Source organism: Pseudomonas sp. KnCO4, assembly GCF_045344305.1.
GTDB classification, from domain to species: domain Bacteria; phylum Pseudomonadota; class Gammaproteobacteria; order Pseudomonadales; family Pseudomonadaceae; genus Aquipseudomonas; species Aquipseudomonas anuradhapurensis.
Genome location: NZ_CP174199.1, coordinates 2923582 through 2936318, shown reverse-complemented (window position 1 = coordinate 2936318; position 12737 = coordinate 2923582). Strand labels below are relative to the sequence as shown.

General features: G+C 64.6%; 13 protein-coding genes, 1 pseudogene and 1 riboswitch. Of the genes and pseudogenes, 6 read left to right on the top strand and 8 right to left on the bottom strand.

Going from position 1 to position 12737, the window contains the following annotated elements; genetic code table 11:
- Nucleotides 1-122 precede the first annotated feature (122 nt).
- The 3 genes and pseudogenes from ACJA3S_RS13895 (at nucleotide 123) to ACJA3S_RS13885 (ending at nucleotide 2588) form a co-directional block, all read left to right on the top strand.
- A complete protein-coding gene (locus tag ACJA3S_RS13895; RefSeq protein ID WP_406818903.1) occupies nucleotides 123-1142 on the top strand; it encodes a LacI family DNA-binding transcriptional regulator in 1020 nt (339 codons plus the stop codon).
- A gap of 90 nt (nucleotides 1143-1232) precedes the next feature.
- Nucleotides 1233-2003, top strand: a pseudogene (locus ACJA3S_RS13890) (PAS domain-containing protein); the annotation flags it as partial.
- A 90-nt stretch (nucleotides 2004-2093) separates the two neighbouring features.
- Entirely contained in the window at nucleotides 2094-2588 is a 495-nt protein-coding gene (locus tag ACJA3S_RS13885) for a methyl-accepting chemotaxis protein (protein ID WP_406822254.1), read from the top strand.
- Here the strand turns inward: ACJA3S_RS13885 and ACJA3S_RS13880 are convergent.
- The 8 genes from ACJA3S_RS13880 to ACJA3S_RS13845 form a co-directional block, all read right to left on the bottom strand.
- Complete coding sequence (locus tag ACJA3S_RS13880; protein WP_406818902.1) at nucleotides 2563-5838, bottom strand: transporter substrate-binding domain-containing protein; 3276 nt, start codon at nucleotides 5836-5838, stop codon at nucleotides 2563-2565. The genes ACJA3S_RS13885 and ACJA3S_RS13880 overlap by 26 nt on opposite strands.
- A gap of 13 nt (nucleotides 5839-5851) precedes the next feature.
- Nucleotides 5852-6466, bottom strand: coding sequence for a response regulator (locus ACJA3S_RS13875; protein WP_406818901.1), 615 nt, complete (start codon nucleotides 6464-6466; stop codon nucleotides 5852-5854).
- A 220-nt stretch (nucleotides 6467-6686) separates the two neighbouring features.
- Nucleotides 6687-6929 carry a DUF1272 domain-containing protein gene (locus ACJA3S_RS13870; protein ID WP_406818900.1) on the bottom strand — a complete coding sequence of 81 codons (243 nt, stop codon included), beginning with the start codon at nucleotides 6927-6929 and terminating at the stop codon, nucleotides 6687-6689.
- A 66-nt stretch (nucleotides 6930-6995) separates the two neighbouring features.
- The gene (gene cobM / locus ACJA3S_RS13865) at nucleotides 6996-7748 is read right to left on the bottom strand and encodes a precorrin-4 C(11)-methyltransferase (RefSeq protein WP_406818899.1); all 753 of its coding nucleotides are present in this window, start codon (nucleotides 7746-7748) and stop codon (nucleotides 6996-6998) included.
- 34 nt (nucleotides 7749-7782) lie between these two features.
- Nucleotides 7783-8169, bottom strand: coding sequence for a cobalamin biosynthesis protein (locus ACJA3S_RS13860; RefSeq protein ID WP_406818898.1), 387 nt, complete (start codon nucleotides 8167-8169; stop codon nucleotides 7783-7785).
- Complete coding sequence (locus ACJA3S_RS13855) at nucleotides 8169-8855, bottom strand: CbtA family protein (protein WP_406818897.1); 687 nt, start codon at nucleotides 8853-8855, stop codon at nucleotides 8169-8171. Before ACJA3S_RS13855 ends, ACJA3S_RS13860 begins: the two co-directional genes overlap by 1 nt.
- A gap of 9 nt (nucleotides 8856-8864) precedes the next feature.
- Nucleotides 8865-9053, bottom strand: coding sequence for a CbtB-domain containing protein (locus tag ACJA3S_RS13850; RefSeq protein WP_110742999.1), 189 nt, complete (start codon nucleotides 9051-9053; stop codon nucleotides 8865-8867).
- Nucleotides 9054-9144: 91 nt separating this feature from the next.
- A riboswitch (cobalamin riboswitch) is annotated at nucleotides 9145-9367 on the bottom strand.
- 115 nt (nucleotides 9368-9482) lie between these two features.
- Entirely contained in the window at nucleotides 9483-9962 is a 480-nt protein-coding gene (locus ACJA3S_RS13845; RefSeq protein WP_186685831.1) for a GNAT family N-acetyltransferase, read from the bottom strand.
- A gap of 124 nt (nucleotides 9963-10086) precedes the next feature.
- Here ACJA3S_RS13845 and ACJA3S_RS13840 point away from each other — a divergent pair, with 124 nt between their 5' ends.
- The 3 genes from ACJA3S_RS13840 (at nucleotide 10087) to ACJA3S_RS13830 (ending at nucleotide 12703) form a co-directional block, all read left to right on the top strand.
- Nucleotides 10087-10716: a LysE family translocator gene (locus tag ACJA3S_RS13840; RefSeq protein WP_406818896.1), complete on the top strand. Its 630-nt coding sequence runs from the start codon at nucleotides 10087-10089 to the stop codon at nucleotides 10714-10716.
- Nucleotides 10717-10737: 21 nt separating this feature from the next.
- Nucleotides 10738-11619 (top strand): alpha/beta fold hydrolase, encoded by an 882-nt coding sequence (locus tag ACJA3S_RS13835; protein WP_406818895.1) that lies wholly within the window; start codon nucleotides 10738-10740, stop codon nucleotides 11617-11619.
- A 196-nt stretch (nucleotides 11620-11815) separates the two neighbouring features.
- Nucleotides 11816-12703 (top strand): pirin family protein, encoded by an 888-nt coding sequence (locus ACJA3S_RS13830; RefSeq protein WP_406818894.1) that lies wholly within the window; start codon nucleotides 11816-11818, stop codon nucleotides 12701-12703.
- The last annotated feature ends 34 nt before the right edge of the window (nucleotides 12704-12737 follow it).

Sequence of the window (12737 nt, the reverse complement as noted above, 5' to 3'; positions counted from 1 at the left end):
GTATGGACGCCTGGCGGCGAGCCGATGATGGCTGCGACCAAAGATTACATTGCCTGCATCCTGAGACAGCGCTACCTTAGTGGCCGTTCCCCTTCCTTGCAAGTAGTAAAATTACAACATTCATGTCCCGCACCGGCTCCCGTACCACAGGTCGTCCTACTCTGGCAGAAGTTGCCAGGCATTCCGGGGTTTCCCCGATTACCGCATCGCGCGCCCTGCGTGGTGTCAGCACGGTTGCCCCGGAGCTGGTGGAAAAGGTCCTTGCCGCAGCGGCGAGCCTGGGCTATGTGGCGAACCCGGCAGCCCGTGCCCTGGCCTCGGCCCGCAGCCAGTCAGTAGTGGTATTGATCCCGTCGTTGTCCAACCAGCTGTTCATCGACACCCTGGAAGCCATCCACGATGTCATGCGCCCGCGTGGCTTGGAGGTGCTGATCGGCAACTACCACTATGACTTGGCCGAGGAAGAAAACCTGATCCGCAATTACCTGGCCTACCAGCCTTGCGGCATGTTGCTGACCGGTTTCGAGCGCAGCGAGGCGTCGCGGCAGATGCTGGCGGCCAGCGGTGTGCCTTGTGTGCACATGATGGAACTGAACGGCGATGCCGGGGCTTTGTCGGTCGGTTTTTCCCAGCAGCAGGCCGGCCGCGCTGCGGCGCGCCATTTGATCGAGCGCGGGCGCAAGCGCCTGGCGTTCATTGCTGCGCAGCTCGACCCACGGGTGATGCAGCGCGCCGAGGGCTTCCGCCAGGCGCTGGCCGAGGCCGGCTTGCAGGCGGCCGAGCTGGAGGTGCTGGCGCCGGAACCGTCTTCCATCGCCCTCGGTAGCGCGCTGTTCAGCCAGTTGCTGCAACAGGCGCCGGATGTCGACGGCATCTTCTTCTGCAACGACGACCTGGCCCAGGGCGCGGTGCTGCAGGCATTGCGCCAGGGGGTCGAAGTACCCGGTCAGGTGGCGATGGTCGGTTTCAACGACCTGCCGGCTTCGGCGCACATGGTGCCGCGGCTGACCTCGATTCGCACGCCCAGGGCCGCCGTGGGACGCGGTGCGGCACAGGCGCTGCTGGCGTTGCTGGATGGCAAGCGGGTGGCGAACGCCCAGCAGGACCTCGGCTTCGAACTGATGGTGCGGGAAAGTTCCTGATCTGCCTCTGGCCAAGTGCCGCGTTCGGTAACGCGGCTATTGCCTGTACACGCTGATAGCACTGTGCTTGCATGGCCCCGACGGCGATCTATGCTCAGGACACCGCGCATACAGGAGGCCGTCGCCATGTTCGATTTTCATCGCCAATCCGATCTGGTCGAGATCCAGCGCAGCCATCAGGCGTTGGCCGGTTTGCAGGCCAAGCTGGCGGCGATCAGCCGCGCCATGGCCATGATCGAATTCGCTCCCGACGGCACCATCCTCGACGCCAACGAGCGTTTCTGCCAGGCCATGGGCTACAGCGCCGACGAATTGCGTGGCAAGCACCACCGGCTGTTCTGCGACCCTGACTACGCAAAAAGCGCTGAATACCAGCAATTGTGGCGTGAACTGGGGCAGGGCAAAGCCATCAGCGGTACCTTCGAGCGCATCGACAAGGCGGGCCGCGAGGTTTGGCTGGAGGCCAGCTACATGCCGGTACTGGACGAGCAGCAGCAGGTCAGCAGCGTGATCAAGGTCGCGGCCGATATCAGCCAGCGGGTGGTCGAGGAACACGAAAGCGAAAGCTTGCTCAAGGCTATCAGCCGGTCGATGGCGGTGATCGAGTTCACCCCGCAAGGCCGGGTGATCACGGCCAACCAGAACTTTCTCGACACCATGGGCTATCGCCTGGAAGAGGTGGTCGGCCGCCATCACGGGCTGTTCTGCCTGGCGCAGGAGCGCGAGTCGGCGGGCTACCGCGAGTTCTGGGCGTCGCTCAACCGCGGCGAATACCATTCGCATCGCTTCGAGCGCGTCGACAAGCACGGCCGGACGGTGTACCTGGAGGCCTCCTACAACCCGATCTTCGACAGCAAGGGCCGCTTGTACAAGGTCGTCAAGTTCGCCCGCGACATCACCCGCCAGGTCAGTACCCAGCAAAGCGCTGCCGATGCCGCCCATGCCAGCTCGGTGCAAACCGATGCCTGCGCACGCAAGGGCACCCAGGTGGTGCAGCAAGCCGTGCAGGTGATCGAACAGATTTCCCAGGAACTCAACGACGCCGCTCGCAGCATCGACGCGGTGAGCAAACAGTCGGATGTGATCGGCCAGATCGTGCTGACCATCCGCGGGATTGCCGACCAGACCAACCTGCTGGCGTTGAATGCGGCGATCGAGGCGGCCCGCGCCGGCGAGCACGGGCGCGGTTTCGCCGTGGTAGCCGACGAAGTGCGCAGCCTGGCGGCGCGGACCAGCAAGGCCACCCTGGACATTGTCGATGTGGTGCGGCAGAACCATGACCTTTCACTGTTGGCCGTGGCCAGCATGCAGTCCAGCCTGACCCGCACCGGGCATGGCGTGGCCCTGGCCAACGAGGCCGGCACGGTGATCATGGAAATTCAACAGGGTTCACGACACGTGGTGGATGCCATCAGCCAGATCAGTTCGTCGCTGCAATTGCACTGAGCGTATCGCCCAGTTCGCCTTGCAGGGCCTGTAAGCTGTGTTCCAGTTGCAGGCGTAGTTCCGCCGTTGGCAGGCCCTGGGCGTGGGCCTGTTCGATGGCTTCGCAGGCCTTGACCAGTGCGCGCATCCTGAGCATCTTCGCGCCGCCCTTGATCCGGTGGGCCAGGGCGCGCACTGCCTCGCTGGGGGCGTCTGGGCCCAGTGCGCGCAGTGCGGCCAGGTCTTCGCTGGTACTTTGCGACAGTTGTTCCAGCAAATGCCGCGTCAGTTGTTCATCGTCCTGGGTCAAATGGCGTAGCTCGCCGAGGTCGAAGCCGCTGGCGTGCTGGGCTGGCGGCGGTTGCCGGGGCTGGGCCTGGGGCAAATGGGTCTTGAGCGTACGCAGGCCGATCGGTTTGAACAGGCACTCGTCCATGCCGCTGGCCAGGCAGCGGGCACGCTCCTCGGCCTGGGCGTTGGCGGTCACTCCGAGAATTCGGCAAGGCGCCAGGCCGCGCTCGCCCTCGAGGCTGCGGATTCGACGGGTCAACTGATGGCCGTCCATGACCGGCATGCTGCAATCGGTAATCACCAGGTCGAAGTGCGCCGCCTGCCAGCGGGCCAAGGCGATTTCGCCGTTCTCGGCCAACGTCACGCTGTGCCCCAGGCTGTGCAGCTGGCGTTCCAGTAACAGCAGGTTGGCGGGGTAGTCGTCCACTACCAGTATGTTCAACGGGCCACTGCTGTCTTCCGATACTGGCGCATGTTGTTCGGCCGGGGTTGGGGCTGTGCAGGCGGGCAGTTGCAGGTTGACCTGCACCTTGGTGCCTACGCCTTCGACGCTTTGCAAGTTCAACGAACCGCCCATCAATTCGGCGAGGGTGCGGCTGATGACCAGGCCCAGGCCGGCCCCCTGGCGGGCCCGGGGGCCGTCGGCCTGGACGAAGGCATTGAACAGCCGGGCCTGGTCGGCAGGGCTGATGCCGATGCCGGTGTCGCGTACTGTCAGTTCCACCGTCAACGGGGCGGCGTCGGTGTCGGCGGCAAGCAGGCGCAGGCTGGCCTGGACCTCGCCGCGGTCGGTGAACTTGATGGCGTTGCTGATCAGGTTGGACAACACCTGCTTGAGGCGTAGCGGATCCGCCTCGACCCAGACCGACGCGTCAGGCAGCTCGCTGTACAGGTGCAGGCCTTTGGCGCGTGCGTTGCCTTCGAACACGCGGACGCTGGCCCGTACCAGCTCGACCAGGTTGGTGGGCACCGGCTGCAAAGTGATGTGCCCGGATTCGATGCGGGAAATGTCGAGAATATCGCCGATCAGCTCAAGCAGGCCGATTGCCGAATCATGCGCGGTCTGCAGCGTCTGGGTGTCGCAGTGGCCGCTGCGGCTGTCCTCCAGGGCCATCTCGAGCAAGCCGATCACCGCGTTCATCGGGGTCCGGATTTCATGGCTCATGGTGGCCAGGAAGGTACTTTTGGTCTGGCTGGCCTGCTCGGCGTCGTCCTTGGCCTGACGCAGTTGCTCCAGCAGGCCGCGGCTGAGTGCCAGCTGCGCTTGCAGGGCATGCTGGGCCTCGGTGCGCTGGTTGATCAGTTTGCGCAGGTAGCTGTTCCAGAACACCACCCCAGCCAGCAGCAAGGCCGACAGCACCAGTACCTGCAGGGCCAGGGTGCGATAGTCGCGCCAGGGGCTGTCGCTGACCAGGGTGCTGGTGCGCCAGCGGTTGATCAGCTGGTCCAGCTCGTCCGGGGGGATGCTCAGCAGGGCCTTGTCGAGGATCGCCTGCAGCTGTGGCTGGTCTGCGGCCACGGCAAAGGCAGCGACGGCTGGGTCGTCGTCGAGCACACTGGTGATGCGCAAGCGGTCCTTGAACACATGGCTGATGTAGTAGGCGGCATTGATATGGCTGCTCAAGGCGACGTCGGCGTCACCGTTGGCCACGGCTTCCATCAGGCCGAGCGGGTTATCCACTTCGACCAGCGTGGCTTGGGGATAGCGCCGCTGCAACATGGCCCGTTGCGGAGAGCCGCGTACCAAGGCAATGCGCTGGCCCTGCAGCGTGTTGGCCTGGGCGGGTGGCGCGGGTTCGTTGCGGGTGACCAAGACCCGCGGGCTGACCAGGTAGGGGCGGGTATAGCGCAGTTGTTTCGAACGGTCCGCGCCATAACCCAGGGCACCGATCATCTGTGCATCGCCGCGCATCAGGCGTTCGATCATTGTATGCGCCGAAGGGCTTTCGACCGGCTTGAAGCGCAACCCCGTGCGCAGCGATATCTGCTTGAGCAGATCGAGGGTGATGCCGCTGGGATGATTTTGCGGATCGTTGAAGGTCAGTGGTGCCAGCGAGGTATTGATCAGCACACTGACAGTGGGGTTGGCGGCGATCCAGGCTTCTTCCTCGGCGGTGAGGGCGGCGAGGTGGCGTTGCAGCAGCAGGCTGGTATTGCCGCTGCTCCAACGGCGCAGGATGTTCAGGCGCTCGCTTTCGCTGATGCGCGCCAGCGCCTCGTCGACCAACCGACGCAGGCGTGGGTTGTCGCTGGCCAGGGCGAAGGCAAACGCCCCGGGCGCGACCTGACAGAAGTGGTCGATCTTCAACAGGCCCTGGTAGCTCTTGCCAATCGTGAAATCGGTACTGATGGCATCGCCCAGGTAGGCATCGGCCTCACCCAGCTCGACGGCAGCCAGGCCCGCCAGGGTGGAGCGATACAGGCTCAATTGCGCCTTGGGGTAGAGGGCCCGGACAGTGCTGGCGGGCAGGTAGTGGTCGACCATGGCCAGGCGCAGGCCAGCAAGATCGGAGCCGCTCTTCAAACGTTGCCCTTCGCGGGTGACGATGACCGGCAGGTCATCAGCGTAGGGGGCGCTGAGGCTGAGTTGGGCATCGGCTGCCTCGAACGCGTTGGAACTGCCCAACAGGTCGATACGGCCATCGCGCAGCGCAGCGATGGCTTCGTGGCGGCTGTCAAAACGGCGCACTTCGATATCGACACCCAGCTGTTCGCCAATGATGCCTGCGTAATCGGCGCTGAGGCCTTCATAGTCACGTTGGCTGACATTGATTTCCAGCGGTGGATAGTCGGGCCGCGAACTGCCCAGCAGCAGGCGCTGGCGTTGCTGCAACCATTGCCGGTCGTCGCTGGAAAGTGCCATTGGCGCGGCCGCGCTGACCGAGCGGGCCAGCAACTGGCGGGGCTCGCTGCTGGCTAGCAGCGCACTGGAACTGGCCAGGGCGATGACCAGAAGGGCGCTTGCCAGCAGGCGTTTCATGGCGGGGCCACGCTCACTGGACGCTGTTGCGTTTGGCCAGGTCGACCATTTCCACCAGGGATTCGGTCTTGAGCTTTTCCATGATGCGGCCCCGGTAGGTGCTGATGGTCTTGGCACTGAGGTTCATGCAGGTGCCGATGTTCTTGTTGTTCTCGCCGCGCGCCAGGCGCCGCAGCACTTCCATTTCACGGTTGGAGAGGCTGGCCAGGCGCACCGGCTCGCTTTCCAGCGAGTTGCTGTTGACCGACATCTGCGGGAAGGTCGAGTAGCCCTTGACCAACGCCTTGAGGGCAAACAGCAATGCATCGTGGTCCTCTTCCTTGGTGACGAAGGCACCGATCCCGGCATCCAGGCAGCGCCGCACGTACAGGTCGGTCGCCTGCCCGGTCAGGACCATGACCTTGGGTACCGGCTCCAGGCATTGCAGGCGTTTGATCACTTCCATGCCATCCAGGCCGGGCAGGCCGATATCGAGAATGACCACATCCGGGCGCAGTTCGCGGGCGACCTGCGCCACTTCGCTGCCATTGCCGACCTCACCGACGACATCGAAGCGCTCGCGCTCGAGCATTATGCGCAAGGACAGCCGGACGATGGGATGGTCGTCAACGATCAGCACGGTTGTCATGAAGGAAACTCCTGTCGGGATGTGGTCCGCTTCCTGGAACACTCAGGAATACGTCTGAACAAGGGGGGTTATCGGAAGCGCTGCACGATACGACCATTCCCGAAGTTTGGTAATGCCGAGTATAGAAGTGTTGAAAGTCCCCGCGCTTGTTGTTGAAAATTCCTACAAATATGGGAAGCATCACCCTACCAAAGCGGTGATGCCCGTTTGTTGAGGCGGGTCAAGCGCAGGCAGAATGCGCCTTGTTCACCCGCAGAGTCGAGGCAGGGTTGTTGGCCAGCGCCTGGCCGACCCGCGTCGGGCGGGCCACCAGCTGGCCGGCGCAGTTCGGGCAACGCCCGTGGAAACGGGTTTCGGCACAGGTGCGGCAGAACGTGCATTCGAACGAGCAGATCAACGCATCGGGGCTGTCACCCGGCAGGTTGGCATCGCAGCACTCGCAGTTGGGGCGTAGATCCAGCATTGGCATGACTCCTGTTCGCAGGTAGGAACAAAGAGTCTGCTATGCCTGCGCCGGCCCTGGCAATGCTCAGTTCCCAGGGCGATACAGATGGGCGTGGCCGGCACGGTACAGGGCCGACTCGGCGAACGGTGTGTCGCCCAGGACATGCCCGACCAGGATCAGTGAGGTACGCCGAAAGTCCTTGGCTGCTACGCGCTCGACGATATCGCCCAAGGTGCCACGCACCCAATCCTGGTCTGGCCAGGTGGCGCGATGCACCACCGCCACCGGGCACTGTGCGCCGTAGTGCGGCAGCAGTTCATCGACAATGCGCGGCAGGTGCCGGACCCCCAGGTGAATCGCCAGCGTGCTGCCATGCCGCGCCAGGTCGGCCAGTTGCTCGCCGGGAGGCATTGGCGAGCTGTCGCCATAGCGGGTCAGGATGACCGTCTGGGCGACTTGTGGCAGGGTCAGTTCGCAGCCGAGCAGGGCGGCGCTGGCCGCTGTGGCAGTGACCCCGGGAACGATCTGGTAGTCGATGCCCAGCGCCTGCAGGTGGCGAATCTGCTCGCCGATCGCGCCGTACAGGCTGGGGTCGCCGCTGTGCACCCGGGCCACGTCCTGGCCTTGTTCGTGCGCGCTGCGCATGGCGGCGATGATTTGCTCCAGGTGCAGTTCGGCACTGTTGATCACGGTCTCGGCCTGATGGCCCTCGAGCACTGCGGCAGGGACCAGCGAACCGGCATAGATGATCACCGGGCACTGGCGGATCAGCCGTTGCCCCTTGACTGTGATCAGTTCCGGGTCGCCGGGGCCGGCGCCGATGAAATAGACCGTCATGGAAAGTCCTTGCAGAAAAGTGGCGGTGAAACCTTCAACAAGCCAGGGCGAGGGTCGCCGGGCCCAGTACCTGACGCGTCAGCAGCAACCTGGCGGTGCCACGTCGCTGGCTGGCCAACGCCAGGGCTGCGCTTTCTGCCACGCCCCAGCAGCCGCTGTGGGCATGGGCCGCAGCAGAGTGGTGGCTGAGCTGCGCCTGGTAGGCGTGTAGTTGCGCGGTAGGGTACAACACCAAGGGCACGGCGAGGCGTTCGGCCAGCTGTTGCAGGCCGGGTTCGTCGGCCTTCAGGTTGATGCTGGCGATGCCATGCAGGTCGGCCAGGGCCAGGCGCTGAGTGCTCAGGGCCTGGCGGAGCAACGCTTCCAAGGCCTCCGCCGGGCAACCCCGGCGGCAGCCGAAGCCGGCATAGAAGGGCGCCATCAGGCCTGCTTGGCGCGGCGGAACAGCCAGGCGCTGAGCAGGCCCAGGGCCAGCCAGAAGGCGGCGTTGGTCAGCCACGAGGCGAGCTTGAACTGGGTTTCCAGCGCTTCGGGAGCCAGGCTTTCATGCACCTCGGGCTGTGGCGCGCCAATCACATGCGGGACCACCAGCAGGGCAACGCCCAGCACTTTCAGCAGCCAGTGGCGGGCGAACACCAGCAAGGCCAGGCCCAGGGCGGTAGCGCTGGCCGTGCCGATCCACCAGGCCTGGCGTTGGCCCAGGTCGGCGGCAGCGGTGCCTGGCAGCTCCGGCGGCAAGCCCAGGGTCGGGGCCAGGCAGAACACGGCGAAACCGGCCAGGCCCCACAGTGCACCGGTGCCGATACGCCGCGGTTCGCGCAGGCTGTAAAGGGCGGCCAGGATCAGGGCAAAGCCGACGGCAACCACCAGGTTGCCGCCAGTAGTCGACAGCACGCGTTGCCAACCGTCTTCCGGCGACCAGGCTTCGGCACTGTGCTCATGGGCCGGCACTTCGCTGCCATGCTCGTGCTGAGCCGCTGGCGCCGACGTCTCGTAGGTTTCCGCCTCGAGAATCAGCGGGGCGACCCAGAAGCTTTGCAGCAGGGTCAGCAACAAGGCCGCTAGCAGCCCGCTGAAGCCCGCGGTACGGGCAATGCGCATGATCATCAGGCGTACTCAGTGGCAGGGGAAGGCGGCGCTGTGGCGGGTGTCGTGAGCGGCGTTGTGCACGGCCTCGATGTGTGAGAAACCGGCGAAGTACACCAGGCACAGGCCCAGCAGGCTGGCGCCGACGGCGATGACGACACGCTGGCTGAGCGTGACGGGAGTGGCAAGGCTGTGTGGCTTGGCGCTGGTGACAGGCATGACGCGTTCCTCTGCTGTTGGAAGCAACGGGCGAGCGCGGCAACCCCGGGCGTGACTGCCCAGGGAAATGCAACAGCGCCCGCCCACCGCGGGGTGTTCATGAACGCCAGGCCGGTCTCCGGGCTTGCGAGGAGGAGCCGGGCTCCTGGAAAGCATCGCCTTCCCATGCCCGACTACAGGGCACAGTGGTATTGACGCTTCGCTCGCTTACCGTTGCGGGGGCAGCACCGGCTTTGTCCGGCCCTGCTGGAGGGCCTGTGACGCACCGGTTTCCCGTTTCACCCCAAGGGGGCACCTGAACGCGAGGTGTAAGAAGACCATGGGCTGCGCCTGGCGTCAATTGTCAGATGCCTCTGGGGCAGGGAATTGATCGGCGCCAAGCGGGTGCCGCGAAGGCTCGCAAGGCCGCCCGCGGCAGTGTATGGCTGCTCACCCGCGCGCAAATGCCGCCAGCTTGTCGCCATCCAGGCGATAGCGTACCCACTCATCCTGCGCCTCGGCCCCCAGCGACCGGTAAAAGCCGATCGCCGGCTCGTTCCAGTCCAGTACGCTCCATTCGAGCCGCCCGCAGTGGTTGGCCACCGCTTCGCGGGCAATGTGCCGCAGCAGTTGCCGACCGGCACCGTCGCCGCGTTGTTCAGGGGTCACGTACAGGTCCTCGAGATAGATGCCGTTGCGCCCCAGCCAGGTCGAATAGCTGTAGAAATACACGGCAAAGCCAATTGCCCGGCCATCGCGCTCGCAGATCAGGCTGTGCACCGTGCTGCCTTCACCGAACAGGCTGTGCTCGATATCGGCAACGCTGGCGATGACCTCGTGACGGGCGCGTTCGTACTCGGCCAGCTCGGTGATGAAGGCCAGGATCTGCTCGGCATCGGTGCGTACGGCAGGGCGAATGGTGACGGTCATGGTGACGGCTTCCTTGGGCTCATGGTGGCGGTACAGTAATGTGTATCTGAATAATTTATCGGAACTGTACCCGTCGCGAAGAAGGCAACTCCGCTAGTGTGGCAGCACCGATGAAGAAAATGGAATGCCCGCCATGCTTGCCTCTGCCGACCTGCTGACCGCCTTTGTGCTGTTCGCCTTCGTATCCTCGATCACGCCAGGGCCCAATAACACCATGCTGCTGGCGTCGGGGGTGAACTTCGGTGTGCGCCGCTCGATTCCGCACGCGATGGGCATCAGTGTCGGTTTCATGCTGATGGTACTGGCCGTCGGCCTGGGCCTAGGCGAGGTGTTCAAGGCCTGGCCAATGCTGTACACGGTATTGCGCTACAGCGGCGCTGCCTACCTGCTGTACCTGGCGTGGAAGATTGCCACCTCCGGGCCGGTCGGCACGGCCTCGACCAGCGCCGGTAAACCGCTGGGGTTCTGGGGGGCTGCGGCATTTCAATGGGTCAACCCAAAGGCCTGGGTGATGGCGGTGGGGGCCATTACCACCTACACGCCGGCGCAGGGCTATGTGGCCAACGTGATCGTCATTGCCGCCTTGTTCGCCTTGGTCAACCTGCCCAGCGTGGGGGTGTGGGTGATGTTCGGCAGCGCCCTGCGCACACTGTTGCAGAACCCGCGCTGGCTGATGCTGTTCAATGTCCTGATGGCCTTGCTGCTGGTGATTTCACTGTACCCGCTGCTGTTTGTAGAATCGGCGTTTTCCTGACCCCGCGAGTACAGCAAGCCGATGCAGTTGATCCCCTGGTCCCATGAATGCACCGAAGGCTTCACCCTGCGGGGCTGGCGAAGCCCGGCCAGTGGCCGGCCGTTGCTGCACTTTTTGCACGGCAACGGCTTCTGCTGCCTGGCTTACCAGCCTTTGCTGCTGCGGTTGGGCGAGCATTTCGACCTGTGGCTGAGCGATGTCCAGGGCCATGGCGACAGCGACCATGGTGGGGCCTTTCGTGGCTGGAACCGTACCGCTGCGCTGGCGGTGGAGGCTTTCGCCGCCGGGCGGGGCGAGTATGGCGATGTACCACGGTATGCCGTGGGGCACAGCTTCGGGGGCGTGCTCACGGCCTTGATCCTGGCCAGTGAGCCGCAACTGTTCGGCCGTGCCGTGCTGCTTGATCCGGTGTTGTTCAGCCGGCGCATGCTCGGGGTAATGGGCGCGGCTGCATTGCTTGGCCTGCACCGGCGCCACGCGCTCGCACGCAAGGCCGCCAGCCGCCGTAGCCACTGGCCTGATCGAGAGACGGCGCTGGCTTCGCTACAGGGCCGCGGGATCTTCAAGGGATGGACCGATGCAGCGCTGCACGCCTATGTCGAGCATGCCATCGGTGACTGCGGTGAGGCGGTGGTACTCAAGTGCCGGCCCAGCCGCGAAGTGGAAATATTCAGTTCGTTCCCCCGTCGCCTCTGGGCCAGCCTGGCGGCGATCCGCACACCTACGCACGTCTTGTATGGCGAGGATACGTATCCCTTCGTGCCCCATTCGGTCAAGCGCCTGACCGCGCTCACCCCTCAGGTGAGCGGCAGGCAGGTTGCCGGTGGGCACTGCTTCATGCAGGAACATCCCGAGGCTTGTGCCGATGCCGTGCGGGCCTTCCTGCTGCAGCAGGCGGGATAGTTTTCCAGCCAGCATTGGCCAGGACGGCGTGGCTGATCTGGAGCATTGTTCGAGGTCGCAATACCCGGGGCATCCGATCCTCCACGCCCTGTTCTTCTGATTGTCCTTCATATGGAACGATGTATGCCATTTCAGCCAGCTACTGCCTGATTGGCATCGCTGGTAAGGTGATCGCAGCCAAGAGAGGAGCCTTCTCATGAAAAGCATACTGGGTATCCACCGCAGCCCTCACGCCCATTGGGTGGGTGATGGCTTCCCGGTGCGTAGCCTGTTCACCTACGACAATCTGGCCAGCAAGATCAGCCCGTTTCTGTTGCTGGATTATGCCGGCCCTCATCCGTTCACGCCGACCAACGCGCGGCGCGGCGTCGGCCAGCATCCGCACCGCGGCTTCGAGACCGTGACCATCGTCTACCAGGGCGAACTGGAGCACCGTGACTCCACGGGTGCGGGTGGCTTGATCGGCCCCGGTGACGTGCAATGGATGACCGCTGCCAACGGCATCATCCATGAGGAGTTCCATTCCCCAGGCTTTGCCCGCAGTGGCGGCATGCTGGAAATGGTCCAGCTGTGGGTCAACCTGCCGGCGCGGGACAAGCGTGCAGCGGCTGGCTACCAGACGCTGCTGGCCAAGGATATCCCGCTGGTCATGCTGGACGGCGAGGGCGGGAGCCTGCGGGTGATCGCGGGTGACTATCGCGGGCACTCGGGGCCGGCGCGGACCTTTACCGCCATGGATGTCTGGGACTTGCGCCTGAATGCCGGTGCCACCCTGCGCCTGCCGGTGGCCGCCGGGCGCAACGCGGCGCTGGTGGTGTTGCGCGGCAACGTGCGGGTCAACCATGAGCGCGAAGCTGGCCCGGCCAGCCTGGTGCTGCTTGACCGGTCGGGTGAAGACGTCGCCATCGAAGCGCTGGAGGGTGCCAGCGTACTGCTGCTCAGCGGTGAGCCGATCGATGAACCGATCGTGGGGTATGGCCCGTTCGTGATGAACAGCCAGGCGGAGATTGCCGAGTCGTTCGATGATTTCCATGCCGGACGGTTCGGGCAGATGCACGACGCCCGGAACACGACGGAACCGTGATTGAACGGCCTGTACCGGCTACGACGCCGGTACA

What these genes read in the sequence shown, in the direction of transcription:
- ACJA3S_RS13895 (WP_406818903.1), top strand. Translation starts at nt 123, where the DNA reads ATGTCCCGCACCGGCTCCCGTACCACAGGTCGTCCTACTCTGGCAGAA.
- ACJA3S_RS13880 (WP_406818902.1), bottom strand. Translation starts at nt 5,838, where the DNA reads ATGAAACGCCTGCTGGCAAGCGCCCTTCTGGTCATCGCCCTGGCCAGT.
- ACJA3S_RS13875 (WP_406818901.1), bottom strand. Translation starts at nt 6,466, where the DNA reads ATGACAACCGTGCTGATCGTTGACGACCATCCCATCGTCCGGCTGTCC.
- ACJA3S_RS13870 (WP_406818900.1), bottom strand. Translation starts at nt 6,929, where the DNA reads ATGCTGGATCTACGCCCCAACTGCGAGTGCTGCGATGCCAACCTGCCG.
- cobM (WP_406818899.1), bottom strand. Translation starts at nt 7,748, where the DNA reads ATGACGGTCTATTTCATCGGCGCCGGCCCCGGCGACCCGGAACTGATC.
- ACJA3S_RS13860 (WP_406818898.1), bottom strand. Translation starts at nt 8,169, where the DNA reads ATGGCGCCCTTCTATGCCGGCTTCGGCTGCCGCCGGGGTTGCCCGGCG.
- ACJA3S_RS13855 (WP_406818897.1), bottom strand. Translation starts at nt 8,855, where the DNA reads ATGATCATGCGCATTGCCCGTACCGCGGGCTTCAGCGGGCTGCTAGCG.
- ACJA3S_RS13850 (WP_110742999.1), bottom strand. Translation starts at nt 9,053, where the DNA reads ATGCCTGTCACCAGCGCCAAGCCACACAGCCTTGCCACTCCCGTCACG.
- ACJA3S_RS13845 (WP_186685831.1), bottom strand. Translation starts at nt 9,962, where the DNA reads ATGACCGTCACCATTCGCCCTGCCGTACGCACCGATGCCGAGCAGATC.
- ACJA3S_RS13840 (WP_406818896.1), top strand. Translation starts at nt 10,087, where the DNA reads ATGCCCGCCATGCTTGCCTCTGCCGACCTGCTGACCGCCTTTGTGCTG.
- ACJA3S_RS13835 (WP_406818895.1), top strand. Translation starts at nt 10,738, where the DNA reads ATGCAGTTGATCCCCTGGTCCCATGAATGCACCGAAGGCTTCACCCTG.
- ACJA3S_RS13830 (WP_406818894.1), top strand. Translation starts at nt 11,816, where the DNA reads ATGAAAAGCATACTGGGTATCCACCGCAGCCCTCACGCCCATTGGGTG.